The 25,269-nt window shown below is 69.2% G+C and carries 20 protein-coding genes; 7 read left to right on the forward strand and 13 right to left on the reverse strand.

Features of this window, described 5'->3' with window-relative positions:
- Position 1: 1 nt before the first annotated feature.
- Genes ACWEH3_RS23140 through ACWEH3_RS23160 form a run of 5 tightly spaced genes read right to left on the reverse strand, consistent with a single transcriptional unit; the run spans position 2 to position 11,415 of the window.
- On the reverse strand, positions 2–496 hold the full coding sequence (locus ACWEH3_RS23140; protein ID WP_450018758.1) for a flavin reductase family protein: 495 nt from the start codon (positions 494–496) through the stop codon (positions 2–4).
- Positions 493–1,665, reverse strand: a complete 1,173-nt coding sequence (locus ACWEH3_RS23145) for an enediyne biosynthesis protein (protein ID WP_450018756.1) — start codon at positions 1,663–1,665, stop codon at positions 493–495. The genes ACWEH3_RS23140 and ACWEH3_RS23145 overlap by 4 nt, the downstream gene beginning before the upstream one ends.
- Entirely contained in the window at positions 1,662–3,674 is a 2,013-nt protein-coding gene (locus tag ACWEH3_RS23150; protein WP_450018754.1) for a CRTAC1 family protein, read from the reverse strand. Before ACWEH3_RS23150 ends, ACWEH3_RS23145 begins: the two co-directional genes overlap by 4 nt.
- Positions 3,671–5,095 (reverse strand): aminotransferase class I/II-fold pyridoxal phosphate-dependent enzyme, encoded by a 1,425-nt coding sequence (locus tag ACWEH3_RS23155; RefSeq protein WP_450018752.1) that lies wholly within the window; start codon positions 5,093–5,095, stop codon positions 3,671–3,673. The genes ACWEH3_RS23150 and ACWEH3_RS23155 overlap by 4 nt, the downstream gene beginning before the upstream one ends.
- Positions 5,092–11,415 carry a type I polyketide synthase gene (locus ACWEH3_RS23160; RefSeq protein WP_450018750.1) on the reverse strand — a complete coding sequence of 2,108 codons (6,324 nt, stop codon included), beginning with the start codon at positions 11,413–11,415 and terminating at the stop codon, positions 5,092–5,094. Before ACWEH3_RS23160 ends, ACWEH3_RS23155 begins: the two co-directional genes overlap by 4 nt.
- 455 nt (positions 11,416–11,870) lie before the next feature.
- Between ACWEH3_RS23160 and ACWEH3_RS23165 the strand changes: the two genes are divergently transcribed.
- Positions 11,871–12,419 carry an ester cyclase gene (locus tag ACWEH3_RS23165; protein ID WP_450018748.1) on the forward strand — a complete coding sequence of 183 codons (549 nt, stop codon included), beginning with the start codon at positions 11,871–11,873 and terminating at the stop codon, positions 12,417–12,419.
- Positions 12,420–12,432: 13 nt separating this feature from the next.
- Here ACWEH3_RS23165 and ACWEH3_RS23170 read toward each other — a convergent pair whose 3' ends face one another.
- Positions 12,433–13,161 (reverse strand): TetR/AcrR family transcriptional regulator, encoded by a 729-nt coding sequence (locus tag ACWEH3_RS23170; RefSeq protein ID WP_450018746.1) that lies wholly within the window; start codon positions 13,159–13,161, stop codon positions 12,433–12,435.
- Between the two features lie 636 nt (positions 13,162–13,797).
- Here ACWEH3_RS23170 and ACWEH3_RS23175 point away from each other — a divergent pair.
- Complete coding sequence (locus ACWEH3_RS23175) at positions 13,798–14,916, forward strand: MAB_1171c family putative transporter (protein ID WP_450018744.1); 1,119 nt, start codon at positions 13,798–13,800, stop codon at positions 14,914–14,916.
- Here ACWEH3_RS23175 and ACWEH3_RS23180 read toward each other — a convergent pair.
- Positions 14,913–15,314 carry a PaaI family thioesterase gene (locus tag ACWEH3_RS23180; RefSeq protein ID WP_450018742.1) on the reverse strand — a complete coding sequence of 134 codons (402 nt, stop codon included), beginning with the start codon at positions 15,312–15,314 and terminating at the stop codon, positions 14,913–14,915. The two genes, ACWEH3_RS23175 and ACWEH3_RS23180, sit on opposite strands and share 4 nt — an antisense overlap.
- Before the next feature lie 178 nt (positions 15,315–15,492).
- On the opposite strand from ACWEH3_RS23180, the gene ACWEH3_RS23185 reads away from it, so the two are divergent.
- Complete coding sequence (locus ACWEH3_RS23185; RefSeq protein WP_450018740.1) at positions 15,493–16,350, forward strand: cyclopropane mycolic acid synthase family methyltransferase; 858 nt, start codon at positions 15,493–15,495, stop codon at positions 16,348–16,350.
- Between the two features lie 33 nt (positions 16,351–16,383).
- Here the strand turns inward: ACWEH3_RS23185 and ACWEH3_RS23190 are convergent, their stop codons facing one another.
- Both ACWEH3_RS23190 and ACWEH3_RS23195 read right to left on the reverse strand, forming a co-directional pair.
- Entirely contained in the window at positions 16,384–17,133 is a 750-nt protein-coding gene (locus tag ACWEH3_RS23190) for an SDR family oxidoreductase (RefSeq protein ID WP_450018738.1), read from the reverse strand.
- Between the two features lie 111 nt (positions 17,134–17,244).
- The gene (locus ACWEH3_RS23195) at positions 17,245–17,616 is read right to left on the reverse strand and encodes a hypothetical protein (RefSeq protein ID WP_450018736.1); all 372 of its coding nucleotides are present in this window, start codon (positions 17,614–17,616) and stop codon (positions 17,245–17,247) included.
- A gap of 436 nt (positions 17,617–18,052) precedes the next feature.
- On the opposite strand from ACWEH3_RS23195, the gene ACWEH3_RS23200 reads away from it, so the two are divergent.
- The 3 genes from ACWEH3_RS23200 to ACWEH3_RS23210 all read left to right on the forward strand — a co-directional run bounded on the left by ACWEH3_RS23200 (position 18,053) and on the right by ACWEH3_RS23210 (position 20,894).
- Positions 18,053–19,387: an N-acetylmuramoyl-L-alanine amidase gene (locus ACWEH3_RS23200; protein ID WP_450018734.1), complete on the forward strand. Its 1,335-nt coding sequence runs from the start codon at positions 18,053–18,055 to the stop codon at positions 19,385–19,387.
- A gap of 95 nt (positions 19,388–19,482) precedes the next feature.
- Entirely contained in the window at positions 19,483–20,517 is a 1,035-nt protein-coding gene (locus ACWEH3_RS23205) for a CobW family GTP-binding protein (protein ID WP_450018732.1), read from the forward strand.
- Between the two features lie 185 nt (positions 20,518–20,702).
- Positions 20,703–20,894 carry a hypothetical protein gene (locus ACWEH3_RS23210; RefSeq protein WP_355077710.1) on the forward strand — a complete coding sequence of 64 codons (192 nt, stop codon included), beginning with the start codon at positions 20,703–20,705 and terminating at the stop codon, positions 20,892–20,894.
- Here ACWEH3_RS23210 and ACWEH3_RS23215 read toward each other — a convergent pair.
- From ACWEH3_RS23215 to ACWEH3_RS23230, 4 genes are all read right to left on the reverse strand, one after another.
- The gene (locus ACWEH3_RS23215) at positions 20,884–21,897 is read right to left on the reverse strand and encodes an AraC family transcriptional regulator ligand-binding domain-containing protein (RefSeq protein WP_450018730.1); all 1,014 of its coding nucleotides are present in this window, start codon (positions 21,895–21,897) and stop codon (positions 20,884–20,886) included. The two genes, ACWEH3_RS23210 and ACWEH3_RS23215, sit on opposite strands and share 11 nt — an antisense overlap.
- 121 nt (positions 21,898–22,018) lie before the next feature.
- Positions 22,019–22,453, reverse strand: coding sequence for a molybdenum cofactor biosynthesis protein MoaE (locus ACWEH3_RS23220; protein WP_355077707.1), 435 nt, complete (start codon positions 22,451–22,453; stop codon positions 22,019–22,021).
- Entirely contained in the window at positions 22,440–23,462 is a 1,023-nt protein-coding gene (gene moaCB, locus ACWEH3_RS23225) for a bifunctional molybdenum cofactor biosynthesis protein MoaC/MoaB (RefSeq protein ID WP_450018728.1), read from the reverse strand. The genes ACWEH3_RS23220 and moaCB overlap by 14 nt, the downstream gene beginning before the upstream one ends.
- On the reverse strand, positions 23,459–24,703 hold the full coding sequence (locus tag ACWEH3_RS23230; RefSeq protein WP_450018726.1) for a molybdopterin molybdotransferase MoeA: 1,245 nt from the start codon (positions 24,701–24,703) through the stop codon (positions 23,459–23,461). Before ACWEH3_RS23230 ends, moaCB begins: the two co-directional genes overlap by 4 nt.
- A 231-nt stretch (positions 24,704–24,934) precedes the next feature.
- Between ACWEH3_RS23230 and ACWEH3_RS23235 the strand changes: the two genes are divergently transcribed.
- Positions 24,935–25,269: radical SAM protein (locus ACWEH3_RS23235; RefSeq protein ID WP_450018724.1), on the forward strand; the 335-nt coding region annotated here is incomplete at its 3' end.

Raw genomic sequence — 25,269 nt, forward strand, 5'->3', positions numbered from 1 at the left:
GTCACAGGATCAAGCGACGGAAGCCGCCGTCGAAGAAGGTCAGCGCTCCCGTGGCGGCCAGTTCGGCGTCGCGTTCGGCGTGTACGACCTCGCCGACGACGATGCTGTGGTCGCCGCTGTCGAATACGGCGTCGAGCTTGCACTCCAAGCCCGCGGCCGCGTTCGCCAGTATCGGCGACGCGGTGTGCGGTCCGGGGAACCACTCGACCTGATCGAATTGCGCGCTGCCGTCGGGGCGCGCCGAGTCGGCGAAATATCGGGCCACCGGCTCCTGGTCCGCCGAAAGCACCGAAACGGCGAAGGCGCCCGCCTCCTGGATCGCCCGGTGCAGGCGCGCCGTATGGGCGACGCACACCAGGATCAGCGGGGGATCCAGCGAGACGGACGTGAACGCGTTGGCGGTCATGCCGTGCGGCCGTGGCCACCCGGTGGTGACCACGGTGACACCGGTGGTGAACGCGCCGAGCACGCGGCGCAGCTCGGCGCGGTCGGTCATGAGCGGGCGGCCTCCTTCTCCGGTTCGGGTTCACCCGCGATGTCGGCCTCCAGGTCGTCGGCCACCACGGGCTGCTCCGCCGCTTCCGGCGCGGCGCCCCGTTGCCGCCACCATTCGGCGATGCCGCGCACCCACCAGTAGACGCCGCGCGCGCCGCAGACGATGACCAGCGCGATGAACAACCCGTAGGAGATGTGCAGCGCGGTGACCACGCCGTACATGATGCCGACCGAGGCGCCGAAGATGATCTGCTGCTTCTTGCCCGACGGGGTGGTGCCCGGGTCGGTGACCATGTAGTTGGTGAACAGGACGAACGCCAGACCGGTCATCATGCTCAGGCCGGCCAGGATCGAGATGTTCGGTTCGATGAGCCCGCGCACGATGGCCTGCAGCGCGAACGCGCCCACCCACGCCATGATCAGCGGCATCTTCAGCGTCAGCTTGGCGTTGAGCATGGTGCCGGTCGTGAGCAGGCCGAGCACGATGAGCGCGTCCGCCGGTCCGGTGATGTATTCGGTGAAGTGGTACGGCGGTGCGACCGCGATCATCGGGAACACCAGGAAGCACACCACGACACCGAAGTTCGACGGGTTCATGAAGTGGCGCATCTTGCCGTTGATCTTGGCGCGCAGCACCCACTTCGTGCCGACCGCGACCACGACGCCGAAGATCACCGGCCACAGCTTGTCGTGCGCGAAGGTCAGGAAGTTGAACGCCAAGCCGGTGATGTGCGCGGGCAACAGGAACTCGAACAACCCACGCGGCCCGCGGCCGCGGAAGGCGGGCGCACGCTTGTATGCCCAGGCCGCCAGGACCTCCAGCCCGATTTCGGTGGTGTAGGCGGTGGCCAATGCGATGAACGGCCACAGGAACGGCTGCTCGAAACCGAGCAGCGGGAACCCGATCAGGTTGAAGATCGTGATCGAGATGGCGAAGTTGCGCAGCGCCAGGTAGCGCGGATCCTTCGTCGCCGCGGGCTTTTCCATCCATTCCTTGGCGAATTCGGTGCCCGAGCGCTGCATCGACGAGATGCGTTCGGCGGTGGTCGTCGGTGCGGCCGTGCCGTTGCTTTCGGGAGCGGCGCCGTTGCCGTTGGCCGCCGATGTTTCGTGACGACCGTTCGAGGTGGCTTTCGCCTCGCCCGGATCCTTGTTGTCGTTGTCGCTCATCGCTGCTTGACCTCCTGCGCGTCCGAGGCGAGGTTCACGGTGTGCCAGCCCGGCGCGAGCTGGAGGGATTGATCGTGCGCGGTGCCGTTGGTCTCCCGCCAGCGGAGCGTGACGTTCAACGGGGCGGCCGGATCGACCTCGCCGAGGCCGATGTGCACCTCGGTGGCCCGTTTGCCGGTGTGCCCGCTGCCGCCGTCGAGGTGGCTGGTGAGCAACCGGCCGTCCGGGGTGCGGACCTCGACCTGGGCGTCCACCGCCGGAACGCCCTGCGGGGGCAGGCCGGCGACGGTGGTCGTGGCCGCGTTGCCCTCCCAAGCCTGCTTGAACAGCTTCAGGCCGAGGAACTGGCCGCCCTTCGCCTTGTTGTTGTGGTAGAAGGTCGGGTCGCCCCACTGGCGGGCGACGGCGAAGCTGAGCGCGCCGTTGCCGGAGGTGTCGCCGACCGCGATGCCGCGCGAGGGCACCGGGGTGTCCATGCCGAGCGCGTGGGTGAGGTTGGCGAACTTGCCGTCGTCACCGCGGCTGAAGAAGCCGACCGGATTGCTGCCCGCCAGATCGGCGTCCGAGCCGATGATCGGCCAGGCCCAGGGGTACCTGGTCAGGTCGTCGTTCATGGTGCCGAGTTCCTGGATCTGCGGCCACCGGTTGGTCTCGCCCTTGATCATGCCGGTCGCCTGGATCAGCTCGTTGCGGCCGTCGTTGTCGAAGTCATCGATCTTGGCGTCCCAGCCCCAGGTCTCCCAGGCCAGCCCGACGTCCGTGGCGCGGTTCTTGAACGGCGCGATGCCCTCGGCCAGTTGACGTGCCGCGTCGGCGGTGTCTTTGGCCGTGTTGTAGAACGCGAAGTGGCCTTCCATGAGCGCGAAGCGCACGGCGATGTTGCTGACGAACAGGTCGGGCATGCCGTCGCCGTTCAGGTCGCCGAAGTCGGCCGCCATGCCCTTGTCCGAATCATGGCCCATCACATAGGACTTCGGCTCGGTGATGCCGCGCTCGCCCTCGGCGTAGCCGAAGCGGATCTGGCCCGGTGTGGACTTGTTGACGAACAGGCGGTCGCGCCCGAAGTCGTTGGCCACGTACAGCTCGGGAAGCTGATCGCCGTTCAGGTCGGCCGCGGCGGCGGCCAGCGCCCATCCGGTGTCCATGCCGATCGGGAACGGGTTGGCCACCTCGCGGTACTCGGCGGTCGGCTCGTCACCCGATTTGGCGGAGGCGAGGGTGAAGATGCGATCTTTGCCGCCGTTGCGCGCGTTGGACAGCGAGTCGGTCATCCACAGGGCGAGCTGGCCGTCCTTGGAGAGCACGTCCATGTCGTTGAAGTACTGGCCCAGGTAGATGTCCGGCTTGCCGTCGCCGTCGAAGTCGGACACCGAGACCGCCGCGGTGATCCAGCGCTGGCCCTCGTAGTGCCCGTCCGGGGTGTTCGGAGACGGCACGAGGTCGACCGGGCGGAACGCCTTGGCGTCCAGGTGGGTCGCGTTGGCGCGCTGCAAGTAGAGGATCGGCGTGCGGCCGTAGTACGACACCAGCGCGTCCATGCGGCCGTCACCGTTGAAGTCGCCCGGGATACAGCCGGACGGAACCGTGGAGGAGTCGGCGGGCAGCGGCCGCGGATCGAGCACGAAGGGCTCGTACCGGGCGGTGTTGCTGTCCGGCGTCGGCGTGATGAAGGCCGTGTCGGAGCGGGGATCGACCACGCACAGGTCGTCGGCCAGCCGGTTGCCGTCGAAGTCGTTCATCGCGATGGCCGCGCCGACCGAGGAGATCCAGGCCGACAGGTGCTTGTACGGCTCGCGCAGCTCGCGGATCTTGCGGTCGGTCGGCAGGCCCTTGGGCAGCGCGATCGGCATCGCGGTGAAGTCGAACTTGCTCGCGATGGGGCCGCCCGCCTCGTCGTAGGTGGGCAGCAGCGCCGACCGTGCGGGAATGAACAGCGAGCCCATCAGCAGCAGCGCCACCCCGGGCACCACCGCCTTTCGGAGGAGGGATCGATTGATGGGAATTTTCACGAGTGCTGCTCCTCATGGGCGAGTGTGAATTGCTGTCCCGCGGTGTCCGCGAGTCCGTCGAGCACCTCGCGCAGCGTGGCCAGCGCCTGGTCCATTTGCTGCTCGGTGTGCCTGCAGTTGATGAAGAACCGCAGCCTGGCCTCTCCCGCCGGGACGACCGGGTGGGTGATGGCGTTCACGCTGAAGTCGCGTTGCAACATGGCCAATGCCGCCAGCACGGCCGGTTCGTCGGCGCCGGTCATCACCGGGATGATCGGCGAATCCTCCGATGTGCCGATGTCGAAGCCGTAGTCCTTGGCGCGGCGGTGGAAGTACTCGCTGTTGTGCCGCAGCCGCGTCACGCGTTCGGGCTCGTCGCGCAGGACCCCGAGCCCGGCCAGGGCGGCGCCGATCGCCGACGGGGCCGGGGCCGCGGTGTACATGCTCAAACCGCCCGCGACGTACTTGAATCCGTTGACCAGTTCCCGATTGCCCGCGAGGTAGCCGCCGACGCTGCCGAGCGCTTTGGACAGGGTGCCCATCCAGACGTCCACGGCGTCGCCGGGCAGGTCGAACAGCTCGCGCACACCGTGTCCGGTTGCGCCGAGGGTGCCGAACGAATGCGCCTCGTCGATCATGATCGAGCAGTCGTAGCGCCGGGCCACCTCGATGATCTCGGGCAACCGGACCACATCGCCGTCCATGCTGTAGAGGCCCTCGATGATCACCATGGCCCGGTCGAAGCTGCGCCGGGACATCTTGAGGATCGTCTCGAGCGACTCCGGATCGTTGTGCCGGAAGGAAACTCGCTTGCAGCGCGACCACTCCGTGCCAGAGACCACGCTGTGGTGGATCAGCGCGTCACAGACCGCGAGATCGCGTTTGCCGAGCAGGAATCCGACCGCGGCGGCGTTGGTGAGGTAGCCGCTCGCGGTCACCAGCGCCGCCTCGGTGTCGTAGATGCGCGCGATCTCGGCTTCCAGTTCGCGATAGATCGGCAGCTCGCCCGCCACGATCCGGACCGCGGCGGCGGAGGTGCCGTACTGATCGATCGCGTCCTTGGCGGCCTGTCGTACCCGGGGGTCGGCGGCCAGGTCCAGGTAGCCGAAGCTGCTGAAGTTCACCACGTCCCGATCTGCCATCCGGGTCACCGCGCCGCTGATGCCCTCGTGCGGCAGGTAGTACGGGTTGACCAGACCGACCTCGTTCACCCAGGCGTCGAACCGCCCGAACCGCTGCGCGGCCTCGAGCACGCCGGGGTGGTCACGGAACGATGTGTGCGCGACTCCGCGCGACGCGCTGTTGCCGTTGCCGGTCGCCGCGGTAGGGACGGCGGGGCCGTCCGCGGCTCGCGCGCCGTCGCCGGTCGCCGGGGCGGTGTTCTCGCCGTTGGCGTGCCTGGCCAGCAGTGCGCGGGCCAGTTCCCTGTTGTTGCCGGTCATTCGTCCTCGCTCCTCGCCGCGCGCTCTTCTTCCTGGGCAATCTGCTCGGCAATTCGCGCGCCGAGCCCGCGCAACGTCAGTCCGATCACGGCGAGCACCGACAGCTGGGTGCCGAGCACTTGCACCACGCGGGCGCCGAACTCCATGCCCATCAGCGAATCCATGCCGAGCTCGGGCAGCGGGGTGTTCAGGTCGATCGTCTCGGCGTCGACGCCGAGCACCGCGGCCAGCTGCTCGGCGAGCAGGTAGGCCACCACCTCGCCGCGCTGCTCCACCCCCAGTTGGAGGATCTCCGCCCGCAGCGCGCCCGCGCCCGACGCCCCGCCGCCCGCGGCCGCCACCTGGTCGGCGAAACGGGGTGTGCGGGTGGACGGGCGATGCGCCAGCGCCCACTGGCTCCAGTCCACGTCGAACAGCACGATCTGCGGCAGGTCCAGCCGCAGGCACTCGCCCAGCAGATCGGTGGCCACGTCCATGTCCACCGAGCGGTAACCGGTCATCTCCGCGTATCGGCTGACCGCCTCGTAATCGGCCATGCCGCCGCCCCCGCTCATGAAGCCCCAGTTCACCGCGAGTGCGGCGGCGCCGCGGGCCCGGCGGGCGGACGCGATCATGTCCAGCACGGAATTCGCCGCCGCGTAACCGAATTGGGGCGAGATGCCGACGATGCTGCTCGCCGAGGAGAACAGCACGAACATGTCGAGGTCGATGTCGGCTGCGGTGACGGCGGTGTCCAGGTTGACCGCACCGGCGACCTTTGGTCCGAAGATCTCCGCCAGCGACTCGGCGGTGATCTGCGGGACCTCGAGGTTGTTCACCACGCCGGCCGCGTGGAACACCCCGCGCAGGGGATGTCCGCTGGCCTGAATGCGTTCGACCAGCGCGGCGACGGCGTCGTAGTCGGCCATGTCGAGACGCTCCTCGACGACCTCGACGCCCGTGGCGGTGAGCGCGGCGACCGCGGCGCGGGCCGCGTCACCGGTCGCGCCGCTGCGTCCGGCCAGCACCACGCGCCGCGCGCCGATCCGCACCAGCCAGCGCGCGGTGGCCAGGCCGAACGCGCCGAAGCCGCCGGTCACCAGGTAGCTGGCCGCGGGGTCGATCGGCAGACTCGGCCGCTTGGCCAGCACGGTCGGTCCCGGCTCCCGCAGATCGAGCACGACCCGGCCGATCTGCTTGGACCGCACCACGGTCTCGAACGCCTCGGCGGTCGACGTGAGCGGGAACGCGGTGTACGGCAGGTACTCGTAGGTGCCGTCGTTCAGCGCGTCCATCGCCCGGCGCGCCGCGCGGCGGACCAGTTCGGGGCGCACGGCCAGGGCGCGGTCCATGTCCACGGCGAAGAACGACAGGTTCCGGTCGAAGGGGCGCAGGTCGATCGCGCCGCCGCCGTAGATGTCGGCCTTGCCGATCTCGATGATCCGCCCGAATTCGGCGGCCGCACGCAGGTTCTGCTGAAGGATCTCGCCGGGGGAGGAGTTGTAGACCACGTCGACGCCGCGTCCCCCGGTCAGGCCGAGCACGTCGTCGACGAAGCTGATCGAACGCGAGTTGACCACCTCGTGGGCCCCCGCCGCCGCGGCCACCGCTCGGCGCTCTTCCGAGCCCGCCGTCGCGATCACCCGCGCACCGAGGCGCACCGCCACTTGGACCGCGGCCATACCCATGCCGCCCGCCGCGCCGTGGATCAGCACCGTCTCACCCGGTTGCAGGTGCGCGAGCTCGCCGAAGGCGAATTCGGCGGTGAGGAAGGGCAGTACCGAGCTGGAGTGGCACGGGTCGAGCTCGGTATCCGGGTAGTCGAGTGGCATCGTGGCGCCCTCGTCGGGCCGGAGGGTGACGTGCCTGCGAACCAGGTCCCTGGCACACACCGACATCTCGTCCCCGACGGCGACCTCGGTCACCCCGGGGCCGACGCGCTCGACCACGCCGAAGCCGTCCATACCCAGGTCGGTGCCGAAATACGTGCCTGCCAGCTCCTTTTCGGTGAGCACACCGAGCACCTTGAGCGCGTCCTTGTAGTTCAGGCCCACCGCGTCCATCCGGATCTCGACCTCGCCCGGCCCGGGCGGCACGCGATCGACCGCGCGCCACGCCAGGTCCGACAGCAGTCGTGAGCGCGGAATCTCCAGGCGGAAAGAACTTTCCGGGTCGGCCAGCGGCGCGGCCTCGTCCCAGACCGCCAGATGGTCGCGCAGGGACTTGCGCAGATGCAGCGCCCAGCACGCGCCCGCCCGCAAGGCGACCTCGTCGGCGCGTCCGTCGCCGAACACCTGCTCGACGATGTCCGCGGCGCGCGTGGTGGATTCGGTGTCGACCAGTCGCCATTGCACCGCGGGCTGCTCGTTGCGCAGCGTGCGCCTGGCGCCGGTGAGCGCGGCCTGCGCGGGATGGGCGAAGGTGTCGACCGGCAGGCAGAACGCCTGCTCGGTGACCACCACCGCGCGTACCTCGGTCACCGGGGCGTCGTCGTCCTCCTCGCCGACCACCAGTTCGCCGACCGCTTTGGCGACCTGGGCGAGCCCGTAGGCGTTGGGCACCGCGTCCAGTTCGGCGCCGGACACCACGACGAGGCGACCGCGCGTCACGCCGGGCCGCTCCTGGGCGGCGCGCAGGGCGGCGAGGACACGATCGGAGGCGTCGGCCTCCTCCGGTTCCAGGGTCAGGATCTCCGCCGACGCTCGCGCGCTGGCGATCTCCTTCGCCCGCTGGGAGACGGTGCTGCCCAGGCTGACCACGAGCAGGAACTCCTCCCCGCCCGCGGGTTCGTCGGCGGTCGCGGTGTCGTCGACGATGGACCACACCGGCTCGTAGAACAGCCCGTCGAGCTGCTCGTGCAGATCCGGATCGCCGCCGAGGACGGCAAATCGCACACCCGAAAGGTGCAGTGCCACCGCACCTTCCGGCGAAGCGATAGTGATGTCCGCGCACAGTGGGTCGCCGTCCACGCGGCGGACCAGCACGACGGCCTGCTCGGGCAGCGGGCCGGTCCAGCGGACCCCGGCGACCGAGGACGGCACCACGACGCTCGCGCCGTGCGCGGTCTGCGCGTACAGCGCCGCGAAACATTGCAGCGCGGCGTCGACCGCCGCGGGATGGGCCAGATGCGGCAGGCTCGGCGCGCTCCCGGCCAGCGGCGTGAGATCCAGCCGGGCCAGCACGGAGTCGGAACCCACGCTGGCGGCCGTGATCAGCCGGAAGCTCGGTCCGTAGGCGAGGCCGTGCGCGGCCAGGCCGTCGTAGAGCGTCGCCGCGGACACCTCCACCGCGTCGGCCGCCGGGGTGAGGTCGACGGAGCGCGCGTCGACGTCCGCCTCGATCAGCCTGCCGTACGCGTTGACCGTCCAGGTGGTCGCGGTGGCGGCGCGCGAACGCAGGGTGAACCTGTGGGTGGTCTCCTCGACGGTGAGACGCAATACCGGCACGTCGTGCTGGCCGATCACCAGCGGCGCGACGAACTGGACCGACTCCAGCCCGAAGCCGGCGCGACCGGTCCGCACCGCGACGGCGCTGAGCGCGGCGTCCAGATAGGCCGCGCCCGGCAGCACGACGGACCCGTCCACCACGTGATCGGGCAGCCACGGCAGCGCGGCCACCGACAACTCGACTTCCCACTCCGGCGCGGACGCCGCGGTGCGCTGGCCGAGCATGACGTAGCCGTCGACGGCGCCGACGCGGTCCGCCTCGATCGCGGGGTCCTCGGTCCACAGCGTGCGGCGCTGCCACGGGTAGCGAGGCAGATCCAGATGCGCCACAGGCGTTTCCGTCGCGCCCGGCGCGTGCGCCGTGTCCAAGCCGCCCGTCTGGTACAGCTCGCCGACCGCGCGCAGCAGGTTGTCGCGGTCGTCGGCGTTGCGGGACAGGGTGCTGATCGCCGCGCCGTCCAGGCCGCGGCGCACGAACGCCTCCTTGATGTTGCCGCTGAGCACTGGGTGCGGTCCCACCTCGAGGAAGACCCGGTGGCCTGCGTCGAGCAGGCTGTCCACGGCCGCGCCGAACCGCACCGGCTCGCGCACGTTGCGGCACCAGTACTCGGCGTCCCAGTCGGGGCCGGCAAGTTCCCCGCCGGTGACGGTGGACCAGATCGGCACCCGCGCGGGGCGTGGCGCGAGTCCGGCGAGCACGGTGGTGAGTTCGCCGAGGATGGGGTCCATCAGGTGGCTGTGGTAGGGCACCTCGACGCGCAGCGCCCTGGCGAAGACGCCTTCGGCGGTGAGTTCCTCCCGAATACGGTCCAATTCGGCCGAGTCGCCGGACAGCGTCGCCGCGGAGTGGCTGTTGATCGCCGCGACGCAGACGCCCGCCACGCCCGCGAGCCGCTCGCGCAGTTGGTCTTCCGACAGGCCGACGGCGAGCATGCCGCCGGTGCCCGCGGTGGTGGCCTGCAACCGGGCGCGGTGATAGCTCACCAGCAGCGCGTCGTGCAGCGACAGCGAGCCCGAGGCGTAGGCCGAGGCCACCTCGCCGACGCTGTGGCCGACCACCGCGGCGGGGTGGATGCCGAGTTCGGCGAATTCGGCCAGGAGCGCGGCCTGGACCAGGAAGTTCGCCGGCTGCGCGTACGCGGTTCTGGTGATCTGCGACTCCGCCTCGGGGCGTAGCAGCTCCTCGACGATCGACCAGCCCGCGATGTCCTGGAAGATTTCGTCGATCGACCGCGCGGCGGCGGCGAAATGCCCGTCGGCCTCGAGCAGGCCACGGGCCATGCCCCACCACTGCGGGCCCATGCCGCTGAACACGAACACCGGCTGGGTGGAGCCGTCGGTGAGCGCGCGGGCGGGTGACTTGCTCGCGCCCGCGGCGAAATCGGCCAGCTGCGCGCGTAGATCGTCGGTGTCGCGGTAGGCGAACGCCGCGCGGATCGGATGGTGCGCCCGCTGCGTCCACGCCGCCTCGGTCACCGCGTCCGCGGGGATGGTCTCGGTCAGGTCGTGTACCTGGGTGGCCATCGTGCGCAACGCGGTCTCGTTGCGTGCCGACAGCGGCAGCACCGTGATCGGCCCGCGCGTCCGCTCCCGCGCGGGCGCTTCCGGCGCACGGGTGAGCACCGCATGGGCATTGGTGCCGCCGTAGCCGAAGCTGTTGACCGCCACCGCGGCCCGGCCGTCGTCGTTGGGCAGCGGTTCGGTCTCCAGCGGAATGCGCACCCGCAGTTCGTCGAACCGGATCTCCGGGTTCGGGTTGTCCAGCCGCAGTTGCGGTGCGATGACGCCGTGGTGCAGCGTCAGCGCGGCCTTGATGAGACCCGCGACGCCCGCGGCGGCCTCGGTGTGGCCGATGTTGTTCTTCACCGAGCCGACCGGCAGCGGTTCGTCGCGGCCCTCGACCGCGCCGTACACCGCGCCGAGGGCGGCCAATTCGAGCGGGTCGCCGACCGGCGTGCCGGTGCCGTGCGCCTCCACATAGCGGACGTCGTGCGCGTCGATGCCCGCCAGCCGGTGCACCCGCCGGGCCAGCGCCTCCTGCGCGGCCGGGTTGGGCACCGGGATGGCCAGTGTGCGGCCGTCCTGGTTCACGCCGCTGCCGCGCACCACCGCGTAGATCCGGTCGCGGTCGCGGACCGCCGCGTCCAGCGTCTTCAGCACTACCGCGCCGGCGCCCTCACCGCGCCCGTAGCCGTCGGCGGCCGCGTCGAAGGACTTGCACCGGCCGTCGACCGCGAGGAACCGGCCCTTGCACATGGAGATGAACGCCTCGGGTCGCAGCATCGCGTTGGCGCCGCCGACGATCGCCGTCTCGCACTCGCCCGATTCCAGCGCCAGCACCGCCTGGTGCAGCGCGACCAAGGAGGAGGAGCAGGCGGTGTCGATGGTCATGGTGGGCCCGAGCAGATCCAGCAGGAACGCGATGCGGGCCGACAGCAGCGTGTGCGACGAGCTGGTCGGGCTGTGGCTGTTGATCGAGGCCCTGGCCACCGAGCCGCTGCGCACCAGCGCGTTGTCGTTCATGAAGCCGCCGACGAACACGCCGACCTCGCGGCCGCCGACCCGGCCCGCCATCCCCGCGTCGTCGAGCGCTTCCCAGGCGACCTCGAGCAGCAGCCGCTGCTGCGGATCCATGATCGACGCCTCACGCTGGGAGATGCCGAAGAACTCGGCGTCGAAGTCCCACAGCGACTGGGTCAGGAATCCCCCATGCCTGGTGTACATCCGCCCCGGCGCGTCCGGGTCCGGGTCGTAGAACTTCGCGAGGTTCCAGCGGTCCGCCGGTACTTCCACGATCCCGTCGCCCTTGTGCACGACGAGATCCCAGAAAGTGTCCGGTCCGTCGATGCCGCCCGGAAAACGGCAGCCGATACCGACAATTGCTACATTGGGCATGAAAAATCCCCTGATGCTCGGGCATTCGGAAACGCAGACGGTTTCACGTCAGCGTCGTCGAATCAGCGTGGAGACAGCCGGAATCGCTGCGCCGGTAAACCTGTTCGGCCATGGCGTCGTCCGGCGGTGAAGTGGTTCCGCGGTAGGAGGTCAGTGTCCACCCATGGTAGGAGGGGCGATTCGCGAAGGTCAATACGGAATCGTGCGGGCGGTTACCGAAAACCATTGCTGGGCAAGTAATGCCGACTTGAGCATCAACGCAGTTCAGAGGGGGTATGACGGGATTATTCTGACGTTATTACAGAGTTATCCGGCGGTGGAACCGGTGTGAATTACATCGTTATTCCGATGTTATTCCGTACCGGTCGGCTCCGGAGCGCCGGAAGGTGTTGAGTGCACGGTCCATTCGTGGCTACGATGGCTCGTCGAAAAGCACTGGCTGAAAGGCGATGGGCGTGGATTCGTACAACACCGGGCAGTTCCGTATCGAGGCGGAGGCCGAACCCATCGAAAGCCTGGAGTGGCTGCTGGCGTTCACCGAGCAATACATCGCGGGGTGGAACAGCGGTGACGGCGCGGCGGTCGCGAAATGCGTCACCGAGGACACCATTTGGCACGACCCCTCGCTGGACGCGCCCGCGCACGGCCGGGCGGGTGTGGAGAAGTTCGTCGCCGACACGGTGCGCTCGTTCCCGGATGTCGCCTACACCAACCCGTTTCCGCCGGTACTCGCCGCGGACGGCCGGCTGGCCTTGGTGCCGTGGCGGATGACCGGCACCCATCTCGGCCCCATCGACCCGCCCGGTTTCGGCCCGACCGGCAAGAAGCTCGATCTGCTGGTCATCGACGCGTGGCAGTTCCGTTCCGGGCTGATCTGGCGCAGCCAGGCCACCTGGGATCTCACGGAGATGCTGCTGCAATTGGGTCTGATGCCGCCGCGCGGAAGCGCCGCCGAGCGCGCGATGGCGCGCGCCCAGCGATTCAGGTCCAAGCTGCCCTTCTGATCCGGGCGGGGGTTCACTCGCCGAACAGCGTGGCGAACCGCTCCACCGCGAGCAGCACCGAGGCGCCGACGGATTCCAACTCGGCGCCCATGCCGACGAGCAGATTCACGATCGCGGGCACCAGCACTTCGAGCAGACCGTCGTCGCCCAGGTGACCGGCCATCTCCAGTTGGACGAAGCCGAACAGTCCCATCCACAGCTGCGCCGCGGCGGACCGCACGTCCGGGGTGTTGATCAGCCCGGCGTCCTGCGCGCGCTGCACCGCCCCGACCACGTGGTCGAAGGTTTCCGCGTAGTGCTCGAACTCCGAATCGTGCCCGGCCACGAGCACATTGCCCCGGTTGATCTTCAGGTCGATGCGCGTCCCGGTGCCGAACATCAGCTGGAAGAGTTCCGGCCGCCGCTGGGCCTCGTCGCGGAAAACCAGGCCGAGCACGAGCAGGTCGGTGACCGGCTCGTCGCTCACCCCGGCCGCGGTCATGCGCTCGGCCAGTTGCGCGAAGCCTGCGGAACCCGCCGCCCGGATCAGGCCGGGCATCCCGCCGAAGTTGGAGTACACCGCCATCGTGGAGACCCCGCACATACGGGAAACGCGCCGGACGGTGAGCGCGTGCAAACCTTCTGTCGACACCACCTCGACGGTGGCGTCGATCAGGCGATCGCGCAGCGCGGTGTTCATCGTGTCCGTCCCGGCGGCCGGGCGCACGGCTAGTTCGGTTGTTCCGGCAGTCTGCTTGCTCATCGCTTCCGTTTCCCCCGGCGCCATCACGCCGTGACGCATAGATGCACTGGTGCGCTGTCTTCCGGAAGGCGGTATCGCCGCTCGACCGAGGACGCCCCGGTCCTGATCACCGCGCGGGCCACCGGTCTCGGGGCCGGGGGAACGAAGTCGATTTCGATCGATGCACCATCGATTCGCTCGGGCCGGAAAGCTGATCGTGGTTCATCGCGCAAAGATATCTCCGTTCTTGCCGCACGAACGGGCGGGCAGAGCATGAGGTAGAGCCGCGTTCGCGGGCTACGAAGAGCAGACGCACCCGCCGGGAGGTGCGTGTCGGAGGTGAGTGTCGTCACTGAAACTCTATGTGATACAGCGTAACATCCACAGCGATTCCGCCGAATGTTTTGTGTCCTTATGTAATTCGCTGTTCGGCACGCTGTTGTGACATTCGCTGACAGCGCGGCGGAAGTTCTGGGGCCGGTGACAAACGATGTCCGCCCCGCGCCCGGCGTGTGCTGTCGATAATTGGACAAATAAGACATCGGTTCGGTGCACGCCGCGGCTATCGGTTGCCGCCGATTCATGTTCTGCGTCGTCACGAACACGCGACAACGTTATCGTTCGCAAGGGACAGTTTCGTGGGTGGGAGGTCGGCCGATGGCGGCATCGATTCCGGGAATCATCGCGTGGCCGGTCGTCGGCTTCGTCGCGGCCGTCTTCGCGGGCCGATGGTTGCTGGTGCGCGACACGATCGTCGACCGGCTGCTGAACAAGCTCTTCGGATGGGGATTGCTGAGTCTGCTGCTGTATCGCTGCGGCATGACGCCTGGCATCGCGAGTCTCGCCCATCAGCTCGCGCTGGGTTGCACGGTGATGTCATCGATGTGCCTGCAAGGGATCGTCCGCATCTGGGCGTTGGGCGCGGAACCGGCCGCGGTCCGGCGCGGGCACCGCGTCCGCTGCGTGCTGGCGGCCGCGTCCACCGCCGCGATCCTGCTTGCGGGCACGTCGGCGCGACAGGAGGGCAGGCTGGTCGAGCTGACCCTGGACACCGAGGGCGTGGTGGTGTGGACCGCGTTCGGCCTCCCGCTGCTGCTGAACGTCTGGCTGCTGGCGCGCATGTGCGCGCATGAACTGCGAGCCGGTGGCATCGGATTGGCGGGAAAGCTGGTGTGTGGCACGTTGATCTGGGCGGCGACCCTTTTCGGGGCGAATCTGGTGCTGTCGACGGTGTGGGTCGTCACCGGATGGCAAGGCTTGGGCGCGCAGATGGTCAGGGTCGAAACGACGGTCACCCTGTGCCTGATGGTCGACGCGACGTTGGTCGCGATTCCACTGGTCCAGACGTTGCTGGCGATGGCGGAACTGGATCGGGCCGGACGCGCCGGTCGCAGGCTGCGCCCGCTGTGGCGGGATCTCACCACCGCGGTGCCCGAGATCGTGCTGCGGCCCGCGGCCGGTGAGCAGGCCGACCCGGAGACCCGGCTGATGCGCATGACCGTGGAGATCCAGGACGCGCTGCTGCAACTCGGCCGCTACGCCCCGACGTCGGCGATGGCAGGGTCGGGATGTCCGCTGACCGACTACGCGCACCAAGTGGCGTGCGCGGCGCTCGCGCGCGAGGCGGGAGCGGCCCCGATCGGATCGTCCCCGGTCCGGTTGCCGGTCCCGGCGCCCGATTTCGACGCCGGGCTGCGGCAACTGCTCGGTCTCGCGCGGGTGTGGCCCGTGGCCCGCGCGGCGGCGGGCGAGCGGGTCCCCTCGGCCGTCGGCTAGAGGACCGCTTGGGTCTGGGTGACCTTCGCGACCAGCTTGTCCGCGTCGTCCCGGATCACCGTCTCGACCACGACGAACGAGCGTCCGGCGTGCAGCGGCGTCGCCGACGCGACGGCGTATCCGGAACGGACCGCGCGCAGGAAGTTCGTCTTCGACTCCACCGTGGTGGTGCCCTGCTTGCCCTCCGGCAGGTTGAGAAACGCGCAGACAGCGCCGGGGGCGTCGGCCAGCGACATCAGCACCCCGCCGTGCAGCACGCCGCCCAGCGTGCACAGCGATTCGTCCCAGGCCAGGCGGCTGCGCACCAGCTCGGGCCCGTGCGCGAGCACCTCGACGCCGAGGCGTTCGGTGAACGGCATGGTCTGGTGGAACAACTTGGTGCCCGTCTCATCGATCATGTCCGTGATCCTGCCTGCCGCGGGTCACGGAGTCGATTACCTGGCGGGTAATCGACTTCCTTCCGCCGCCGTTGCCCAACGGAGACCCGCACATCGGTTGCGTATCGGTCCGCGTGCGGTGAAACGCGGCGGCGGCGCACGGGTATCAGCTGATGAACCCGATGAACAGGAGAACGCGATGACCAACCTCCAACCGTTCTATCGGCAAGTGCAGGCCCACTACGACCTCTCCGACGAGTTCTACGCACTCTTCCTCGACCCGACGATGACCTACAGCTGCGCCTGGTTCGAGCGACCGGATATGACGCTGGAGCAAGCGCAGCGGGCGAAGATCGACCTGGCCCTGGGCAAGCTCGACCTGCGGCCGGGGATGACCCTGCTGGACGTCGGCTGCGGGTGGGGGTCGACGATGCTGCGCGCCGCCACGGCCTACGGCGCCACGGTCGTGGGCCTGACGCTCAGTCGCAACCAGTACGACTACGTCAGGGACAAGATCGAGCGCGAGCGCATCCCCGGTGTGCAGGTCCGGCTGCAGGGTTGGGAGGAATACGAGGGCCAAGTCGACCGGATCGTCAGTATCGGCGCGTTCGAGCACTTCCGGCGGTCGCGCTACGAGACGTTCTTCCAGCGGTGTCACCGGATGCTGCCGCCGGACGGCAGGATGCTGCTGCACACGATCGTGGGATGGACATTGAAAGACATGCGGCGCATGGGCATCCCGGTGACCCGGGACGACGCGCTGTTCCAGATCTTCATCAAACGAGAGATCTTCCCCGGCGGGCAGCTGCCGCATCCCGCCGAGGTCACGCGGCTGGCCGGGCGCGCCGGGTTGGGCACGGAGAAGATGCAGGAATTGCGACCGCACTACGCGCGCACCCTCGACTGCTGGGCCGAGGCGCTGCGGGCGCACCGGGAGGAGGCGATCGCCCTGGCATCCGAGGAGGTCTACCAGCGGTACATGAAGTATCTGACCGGGTGCGCGGCGCAATTCCGCGCCGGTCGCATCGATATCGTGCAGTTCACGCTGGTCAAGTGATGCTTGCCCGGACCGGCCCCGGCGGGGGCCGGTTCAGCTCATCCGCGCCACCACGGCGTCGGGGAGATGGGGGAGCGCGAGGTCGATCAGCCGCCACGGCCACCCGGGGACGCAGGCCCGGCGTCGCTCCCGCTCGATGGCGGCCACCATCGCCGCCACGCCCTTGTCCAGGGGCGCGACCATCCGCGCGTCGCCCGCCTTGGCCGCCATGTCGGTGGCGATGAAACCCGGCAGCAGGGTGGTCACCCGGATCGGCGAGCGTGCCAATTCGGTGGACAGTGCCTCGCCGAGCGCGGCGAGCCCCGCCTTGCTCGCCGAATAGGCCGCCTTCTTGCCGGGCAGCCCGCGCACCGCGCTCATCGACGCGACAAGTACCAGGTGCCCCGCCCGCTGCGCGCGGAATATCTCCAGCGCCGCTTCCGCCTGGGCGAGCGCGCTGACGAAGTTCGTGGTGGTCGTCGCGAGATTCGCGTCGGCCCGTCCGGTGCCGATCAGCGCTCCCTTGCCGATCCCGGCGTTGACGATCACCCGGTCCAAGCCGCCGAGCTCGTCGCGCAGTTCGCCGAAGACGGCCGGCACCGCCGCGTGGTCGTCCACGTCGAGCGCGCGCACCGCGACGGTGATTCCGGGATGACTCGCCACCAGCTCGTCGCGCAACTGTGTGAGCGCTTCCAGCCTGCGGGCGCACAGCGCGAGGTCGCGGCCCTCGGCGGCGAAATCGCGCGCCATGGCGGCCCCTAGGCCCGCGCTCGCGCCGGTGATCAGAATCCTTTTTCGCGGCATGCGGCTGACCTTATAAGGCACAGTCGGACGTCGTCCGTCGATGATCTGCGCATGGCCGGAGCGAAGGCGGAGGTACGCCCTAGCGGGGCGCGGTCCGACGTGCGCCGCCGTTCAGTCGCCGGAGGAGCCGGTCGGCGGTGCTGTCGACAGCAACCGCCACGGCCCGCAGTTCTCGGTCTTGAACCCGACGTCGGTCGGCTTGATCCGCACCCGGACCGGGCCGAGCCGGGTGTAGTTGTTCGCGATGATGTACTGCATGTTCGTGTTGTCGCCCTCGACCTTCCACAACCGGCGCCAATCACACGCGTAGGCGGGGTCACCCGTGCCGGGCGCCTCCCAGAGACCAGGGACGATATCGACACCGACCAAATAGACGCCATCCTGCGAGATGGTGTTCGCGGGTTCGGCCGCCGCCGTCGCCGTCGCGAGCAGGGTCACCGCGGAGCTCATGGCTCCCGCGAGAAGGAGCGCGCTAGCACGCATACCGGTTCTCCTTGACTTGTACTCCCGCCGCGTCCACGTTCGTCGTGCTCCCGCCGTCGCGGCCGACTCGAGAGATCCCCCGCATCTCCGCGGCAAGCATTACCAGAACCGACCAGGTGGTGTGCCGGAATCCGCGATCTTGGACTGGACGACACAGACATCGCTATCGTCGAGGAAATACCGGGCAATCCCGACGTATCGGGAAGTCGCCACGGATTTCGGCGTGCCGATCGAGACAGCGCCGACCCGGGTGCATTACGCTCTGCTATCTCTGCGCAAACCGCCGGGGCGGATCTGACCGCCGGGTGTCGCGCATGCTGTAACACTTCGATCACGCACCTTGCTTTGCTGATACATGCGTTGCCAGAGTGACCATTGGGTTTGGTGTTACAAGTGGGAAGGGAGGGGTGCTCCGTCCCGGGGCACCGACCGCACTATGAAGCCAAGCATCGTCAAAGCCGGTATCTGCACCGCGGTCACGGCCGCGGTAACGGTGACGTTGTCCGGATTGCTTCCGGCCAGCGCGCAGGCGGCGCCGTCGCCGCTGGACATGTCGAAGAAGCTCGCAGGCAAGACCGTATTCCTGGATCCCGGCCACCAGGGATCCAACCACTCCCAGGACTTGGCCAGACAGGTCAGCGATGGTCGCGGCGGCACCAAGGACTGCCAGACCACCGGCATGACCACGATGAACGGCGTTCCCGAGCACACCATCACCTGGAACGTCGCGCAGGTCGTCAAGACATCGCTGGAGACGCTCGGCGCGCACGTCGTGCTGAGCCGCCAGGACGACATGAACTGGGGCGGCTGCGTCGACGACCGGGCCCGCGCGGCGAGCCAGTCCGGCGCCGACGTCGCCGTGAGCATCCATGCCGACAGCGCGCCCGCGCAGGATCGCGGATTCCACCTGATCATCCCGGAGCTGCCCATCCCGAATCTGATCGTCGATCAGGTCCAGGCGGGAGCGGGACTCGCCGCGTCCAAGTCGGTGCGCGACGCGTATCGCGATGCGGGATTCCCGCCCGCCAACTACGGCGGAGTGGTGGAAGGTCTGCAGACCCGCGCGGACATCGCCGGGCCCGCGTTGACCACCGTTCCGCTCGTCTTCCTCGAGATGGGCAACGGCGCCAATCCCGAGGACGCGGCGTCGCTGGAGACACCGGACGGGCAGCTCAAGCACGCGATCGCGCTGACCACCGGCGTGGTCGGTTACCTGCTCGGTACACCGCAGCCGAGTGCCGCGCCGGATCAGCAGGGCGGCCAGAGCACCCCGCAGGGGGCGTCGTTCGACCATCCCGCGGTCGCCCCGGAAACGCCGCAGGCCCAGACGAACCCGTTCGCTCCGCAGGCTCAGACGAACCCGTTCGCTCCCCAGGCCCAGACGAACCCGGTGGTACCGCAGGCCCAGGTGATTCCCGCGGTGCCGCAGAGTTACACGACTCCCGGTGTGCCGCAGAGCCCTGCGGCCCCGGCGGTGCCGCAGGCGCAGTCGGTTCCCAGCACCACGACGCCGAAACCGGCTCCGGGAACGGCGACACCGCAGTCACCCGGTGCGTCGGCGGCGCCGAAATCGCCGGGTACTTCCGGAACCCAGTCGCCGGGCACGCCGAACGCACAGCAGTCCCCCGGGGCCGCCGGGGGCAACGCTTCGATCATGGAGTTGCTGATGCCGTTGGCGAAGATGCTCGGGCTGGACAACAACGCCATCAGCACGGAGTTGATCAACCTCGGTTACAGCCTGGCGGGCATGCTGCTGGGCCCCGCGAAATAGTTCCGCGCACCGAACCCACCGGACGCCACCCTCACCACCGCGAGGGTGGCGTCCGGCTTTTCCCGCGGGTGCCGCGGCGCGCTAGGGTGAGCGGAATGGCTGACCGGATTCCTGTTGTGCTCGTCGCGGGGTTTCTCGGTTCGGGGAAGACCACGCTGCTCAATCATTTGCTGAGGAACAACCGGGGGACCCGGATCGGCGTGGTGGTCAACGACTTCGGGGCGATCAACATCGATTCGATGCTGGTCGCCGGGCAGGTCGACGCGATGGTCTCGCTCGGCAACGGCTGCGTGTGCTGCGCCGTCGACGTCACCGAACTGGACGAGCTGTTCACCCGGCTCACGCAGCCGCGCGTCGGAATCGACGTGATCGTGGTGGAGGCCAGCGGCTTGGCCGAGCCGCGCAACCTCATCCGGATGGTGGTCGGCAGCGACAATCCGCGCCTGCGCTACGGCGGCCTGGTCGAGGTGGTCGACGCCGAACAGTTCCCGGACAGCAGTGCCCGGCATCCGGAGCTGCGCACCCATGTGCGGCTGGCCGACCTGGTGGTGGTGAACAAGGCCGATCGGGTGACGCCCGAGCAGCTCGCACGGCTGCGTGCGGACATCGCGGCGCTGGTCGGCTCGGTGCCGGTGTACGCGACCACCCACGGCCGGATCGATCCCGGACTGCTGTTCGACCGACCGCGGCGTGAACGCCCGTTGGTGGCCGAGCAACTGAGTTTCGACGAACTGCTGGTCGAGCACGAGCACCACGACCACGCCGGGCACCGCCATCTGCACGACGACTACACCAGCGTCTCTTTCGCCAGCGACCGGGAGCTGGACCCGCGCAAACTGATCGGCTTCCTGGAGGACCCGCCACCGGGATTGTTCCGGGCCAAGGGCTTCGCCGCCTTCGGAGTGGCGGGCGAACGCAGGAAATTCGTCCTGCACATGGTCGGCCGCCACATCGTCTTCGAGCCGGGTGGCTGGTCGCGCGGCGAATCGCGGGGGGCGCAGCTGGTGCTCATCGGTGCCGGTCTGCACACCGACAAGGCCGTGGCGCGGCTTCGTGACACGGTGCACGACGCCGCCGAACCGCTGGATTCGCAGAGCATGCTCGGGGTATGGCGCTATACGCCGCACTGAGCGCGCAGATTGGCGCCTTCGGTCGCGACATGTCGTGTTCGGTGCTGGTGACAGAGCGGTCTTTTCATGAGACTGGATGCGTGTCCGCCGGTCGGTGGGCACCGGGAGCGTCTTGCCGCGCGCGGCGCCGCTCGGAAGCCGATCCGTGACCGACCGAATCGTCCTGCGACCGATGGGAGTTTCCCGTGTCAGATTCCATGGAGAGCGCCACCGCGTACGTTATCGAGGTGCTGGAGGCCAAGGGCACCGCCACCCGCGACGACTTCGACGTTCCCGCGATCGTCGCCGAGACCCACGCCCTCACCAACAGCTGGGATTTCCGGGCGATCGAAGACGCGACCTTCTGGTCGATCGCCGCGCGTTTCCTCAGGCCGTGAAGCTCCGCTCGGTGCGCGCCGCGTGGGTGGCCAGCGACCAGCGCCGAGCCGCCCGCCGCAGCGATCCGGGGTCGGAGTAGCCGAGGATCTCGGCTTGGCGCGAGGGGCTCAGCGGCCCCGTGGCGGTCGCGGCGACCAGCCGCGCGCCGCGCGCCCGGTCCAGCTCGGCGCGCCACGTGGTACCCGCCTCGCGCAACCGCCGCTGGAGCGTGCGCGGGCTGGTGGCCAGCCTCCGCGCCACCCGCTCCAGGGACGCGTCGCCGTCCTCCAGGCAGTCCGCCAGGGCGGCCGCGACGCGTTCGGGCCATGCGGTGGCCAGCGGCGGCGGTGGCGGAAGCGCGGCGGCCAACGGTTGCAGGATGCCGGCCAAAACCGGATCGCTGGTGGTCAGCGGCAGATCCATGTCCGAGGCGCGGAAGGTCATCGCGTCCACCGGCGCGTCGAACTCGATCGCGGTGGTGCCGAACACCTCGATGAAGGTGCCGATCTTGGCGGGCGCGTGCTGGCGCAGCGCGACCCGCACCGGGGCCAGCGGTTCACGCACCACGCGCCGTGCCCGGCTGAGCACCGCGCTCAGCCCCCAGAGTTGGGTGAGATCGCGGCCGCGGCCTTCCCCGTCGATCATGTCCAGATACAAGGTGACTTCGTCGTCGTTCTCCGCGACCAGGTCGAACCGGTGGTTGGTAGTCACCGCGGTGACGTACGGACCGCAGGTCGCCAGTCCGGCCCCCAGTGTCGGCGCCGAGGAGAACAGATAGTCGTAGAGCCCCAGGCAGGTCAGTTCGTAGCGGCTCGCCACGTTCAGGGCGACGTCCGGATCGCCGAGTTCGAGTTCACCGATCTCCCACAGCCGGGAGAACATCTGGCTGGGCAGGTGCAGGTCGTCGCCCGCCATGGTCCACTCCGGCAATCCGGTTTCCCGGAGCAGCCGGTCGCGGTCCACCCCGGCCGCGATGAGTTGCGAGATGACGAACCGGTGGAGCAGAACCTGATCGGTTCCCATCGCGTGCTCCCTTCCGCCACGCGACCGATCGGCGCACCGTCGGTCTCCGAGTGAAGCGCTACCGCGCGCACACGCTATACCGGACGTGTTGATTCGTCATGAGATTCATGTCACGGTCAGATCACCCGCAGGCGTTCACCCATTCCGACAGTCCGTCGGCGAACAGCTGGCGCTTCCAGATCGGGACTTCGTGTTTGATCCGGTCCACCAGTTCCGCGCACGCCGCGAACGCCGCGCCGCGATGCGCCGCCGCCACCGCGACGACGATCGCGCGGTCACCGATGTCGAGCGAGCCGACGCGGTGCACGGCCGCGACCGGCAGGCCGTGCGTGGCGGCGAGTTCGGCGCAGACGGTGTGCAGGAACCGCTCCGCCTGCGGGTGCGCCGAGTATTCCAGGGCCGAAACGGCTTGCCCGCCATCGTGGTCGCGGACTTTCCCGGTGAACACCACGACAGCGCCGTAATGCGATCCGGACACCGCCTCCTCGACCTCCGCTGGGTCCAGCGGCTGGTCGCTGATCCGGGCGAGCCGGACCGTAGCCTCAGCCGTTGTCATGACTTCCACCTCCGGCGACTTGTGCGAGCAGATGATCCAGCAGCGGTTCCAGCACCGCGATGCCGTCTTTCACGCCGCCCGGCGAGCCGGGCAGATTCACGATCACCGAGTGTCCCGCGAGTCCCGCCACGCCGCGGCTCAGCGCCGCCAGGGGGAACTTCGCGGTGCCGCGCTGCCGGATCGCCTCCGCCACACCGGGTAGTTCGCGATCGAGCAAGGCGAGGGTGGCCTCCGGGGTGGCGTCGGTGGGGGAGGCGCCGGTCCCGCCGGTGCTGATGACGAGTGCGGGTTCGAAGCGCAGCGCGTCGGCAAGTCCGAATTCGATCTCGGCGTCGGCGTAGACCAGCGGGCCCCGCACCGAGAAGCCGAGGCCGGACAGCCAGTCCACGAGCACCGGACCGGTGGTGTCGACGCGGGTGCCCGCCGCGACCCCGGTCGACGCGACCAGCACCACGGCCGAGCGTTCCTCCTCGTCGAATTCGGGCTCGGCGTAGTCGGCGGTGACCGGCTCGTCCTCGCTCTCGTCCGAGGCCGCGTCGGCAGGGCGCTCCCAATGACCGCGTTTGCCGCCTTCTTTGGTCAGCAGGCGCACGCCGGTGAGTACTGCCGCGGGGTCGACCGCCTTCACCATGTCGTGCAGGGTGAGACCCGCGACCGCGACCGCGGTGAGCGCCTCCATCTCGACACCCGTCGGGCCCTTGGTCTTCGCGGTGGCCTCGATGGTGATGGCGGTATCGGTGAAACCGAACTCCACCCGCACCGACGACAGCGCCAGCTGATGGCACAGCGGGATCAGTTCGGAGGTCTTCTTCGCCCCCGCGATGCCCGCGATGCGGGCGGTGGACAGCACGTCCGCCTTCGGCATGTCGTCGGCCCGTACCAGCGCGACCACCTCGGCCGTGGTGCGCAACTCGCCTGCCGCGACGGCGATCCGGGTGGTCTCGCTCTTCGCGCTCACATCGACCATGCGGGCGCGACCTTCGTGGTCGACATGGGACAACTCGCTCATAAGGTCCACACTCGCACAACTGCGCCCGCGGGCAGAGCGGTGATCTCGGCGGGCACATCGATCAGCACGTCGGCTTTCGCCATGGCCGCCACGAGATGCGAGCCCGGACCGGACACCACCTCGACCGCACGCGGCCGTCCGGAGGCGGACGATTCACTCGAGTGCCCACGGATCAGCCTTCCCCGCAGGAACTGACGCTTGCCCTCCGGCGAGCGAGGCACGGCGTTGGTCAAGGGAAGCTCGTAGGTGTCGACCTCGGGCAGACCGGCGAGGCGCCGCAGGATCGGGCGGGCGAACACCTCGAACGACACCATCGTGCTGACGGGGTTGCCGGGGAAACTGAGCACCGGCACCCCGTCGACGACGGTCAGCCCTTGCGGGCCGCCCGGTTGCATCGCGACCGAGCCGAACCGTCCGCCCATCGGTTCGAGCACGTCCTTGACCACCTCGAAGTCGCCCTTGGACACACCACCGGAAGTGAACACCACATCGGCGCGCTCCATCGCGGCCGACAGCAGCCCGCGGAAACGCGCCGGATCGTCGGTACTGTGCGCCACCGAGACGACCTCGACGCCGTTCGCCGTGAGCGCCGCGGCGAGGGCGACGCCGTTGGAGTTGTAGATCTGGCCGGGCAGCAGCGGCTTTCCGGCCGCGACCAGCTCGTCGCCGGTGGTGATCACCGCGCCGCGCACCGGGCGAAAGACCGCCACCGCGGACAGCCCGACCGCGGCCAGTGCGGCGACATGCCGGGGCGCGAGCGTGGTGCCCGCCCGTGCGAGCAGGTCACCGGTCCGGACGTCCGTGCCCGGTTCACGCACGAATTCCCCCGCGCTGCGGCCGCGCTCGATGGTCACCGTGCCGTCGCCGACGCGGGTGTCCTCCACCGGCACCACGCAGTCCGCGCCGCGCGGGATCGGCGCACCGGTCATCACCTTCATCGCCGCACCGGGCGGCAGCGGCGCGCGGCCGGCGGCTCCCGCCGCGACGACGCCTGCCAAAGGCAGGGTGACCGGCGCGACCAGCACCGATTCGGCACGCACCGCGTACCCGTCCATCGCGGAGTTGCGGAACACCGGCAGATCGATCGGCGAACGGACGTCTTCGGCCAGCTGCCTGCCCAGCGCCCGCGGTACCGTGACGGACTCGACCGCGCGCGCGGCCAGTGGCCGCAGCAGCTGTTCGATGCTGTCGCGATAGTCATCGACGGGCCTGGCCGAGACGCCGGCGGGCCGAGAGTTCATGCGAGTCAGCCTAATGGGTGCGGTCGGACGTAGTCCGTCCTCAGCCTGCGCATGGCCGGAGCGAAGGCGGAGGTACGCCTAACGCCCGGTCCGGGCGGTGCTCCGCCTCTGTCGCCGTGCGCAGGTCGCCGGAAGCCGTGGCGAGCCCTCACCGCCTATCCGCGGCCGAAGTGAGCCGAAATCGAGCAATCCGCCCGCAGACGAATCGCGACAGGCGGTCATAATGGACGTGTGACTCTGGTCGAGATCGGGATTCCGGCGGTGCGTTCCGGGCGTCCCTCGCTCGCCGGCCGTCCCGACACCCCCTATTTGCTGGATCGTTTCGGACGCGTCGCCCGCGACCTACGTGTGTCCATCACCGAGAAGTGTTCGCTGCGCTGTACCTATTGCATGCCGGAGGAGGGGCTGCCGGAGATTCCCCGGCACGAACTGCTCACGGTGGACGAGATCGTCCGGCTGGTGCGCCTCGCGGTGCTGGAGCTGGGGGTGCGCGAAGTCCGCTTCACCGGGGGCGAGCCGCTGATGCGCCGCGACCTGGAACAGATCATCGCGGGCTGTCATGCCGA

It is taken from the genome of Nocardia sp. NPDC004718 (genome assembly GCF_053601535.1).

What these genes read in the sequence shown, in the direction of transcription:
- ACWEH3_RS23140 (WP_450018758.1), bottom strand. Translation starts at nt 496, where the DNA reads ATGACCGACCGCGCCGAGCTGCGCCGCGTGCTCGGCGCGTTCACCACC.
- ACWEH3_RS23200 (WP_450018734.1), top strand. Translation starts at nt 18,053, where the DNA reads ATGAAGCCAAGCATCGTCAAAGCCGGTATCTGCACCGCGGTCACGGCC.
- ACWEH3_RS23160 (WP_450018750.1), bottom strand. Translation starts at nt 11,415, where the DNA reads ATGCCCAATGTAGCAATTGTCGGTATCGGCTGCCGTTTTCCGGGCGGC.
- ACWEH3_RS23190 (WP_450018738.1), bottom strand. Translation starts at nt 17,133, where the DNA reads ATGCCGCGAAAAAGGATTCTGATCACCGGCGCGAGCGCGGGCCTAGGG.
- ACWEH3_RS23175 (WP_450018744.1), top strand. Translation starts at nt 13,798, where the DNA reads ATGGCGGCATCGATTCCGGGAATCATCGCGTGGCCGGTCGTCGGCTTC.
- ACWEH3_RS23215 (WP_450018730.1), bottom strand. Translation starts at nt 21,897, where the DNA reads ATGGGAACCGATCAGGTTCTGCTCCACCGGTTCGTCATCTCGCAACTC.
- ACWEH3_RS23230 (WP_450018726.1), bottom strand. Translation starts at nt 24,703, where the DNA reads ATGAACTCTCGGCCCGCCGGCGTCTCGGCCAGGCCCGTCGATGACTAT.
- moaCB (WP_450018728.1), bottom strand. Translation starts at nt 23,462, where the DNA reads ATGAGCGAGTTGTCCCATGTCGACCACGAAGGTCGCGCCCGCATGGTC.
- ACWEH3_RS23220 (WP_355077707.1), bottom strand. Translation starts at nt 22,453, where the DNA reads ATGACAACGGCTGAGGCTACGGTCCGGCTCGCCCGGATCAGCGACCAG.
- ACWEH3_RS23145 (WP_450018756.1), bottom strand. Translation starts at nt 1,665, where the DNA reads ATGAGCGACAACGACAACAAGGATCCGGGCGAGGCGAAAGCCACCTCG.
- ACWEH3_RS23155 (WP_450018752.1), bottom strand. Translation starts at nt 5,095, where the DNA reads ATGACCGGCAACAACAGGGAACTGGCCCGCGCACTGCTGGCCAGGCAC.
- ACWEH3_RS23185 (WP_450018740.1), top strand. Translation starts at nt 15,493, where the DNA reads ATGACCAACCTCCAACCGTTCTATCGGCAAGTGCAGGCCCACTACGAC.
- ACWEH3_RS23205 (WP_450018732.1), top strand. Translation starts at nt 19,483, where the DNA reads ATGGCTGACCGGATTCCTGTTGTGCTCGTCGCGGGGTTTCTCGGTTCG.
- ACWEH3_RS23170 (WP_450018746.1), bottom strand. Translation starts at nt 13,161, where the DNA reads ATGAGCAAGCAGACTGCCGGAACAACCGAACTAGCCGTGCGCCCGGCC.
- ACWEH3_RS23195 (WP_450018736.1), bottom strand. Translation starts at nt 17,616, where the DNA reads ATGCGTGCTAGCGCGCTCCTTCTCGCGGGAGCCATGAGCTCCGCGGTG.
- ACWEH3_RS23180 (WP_450018742.1), bottom strand. Translation starts at nt 15,314, where the DNA reads ATGATCGATGAGACGGGCACCAAGTTGTTCCACCAGACCATGCCGTTC.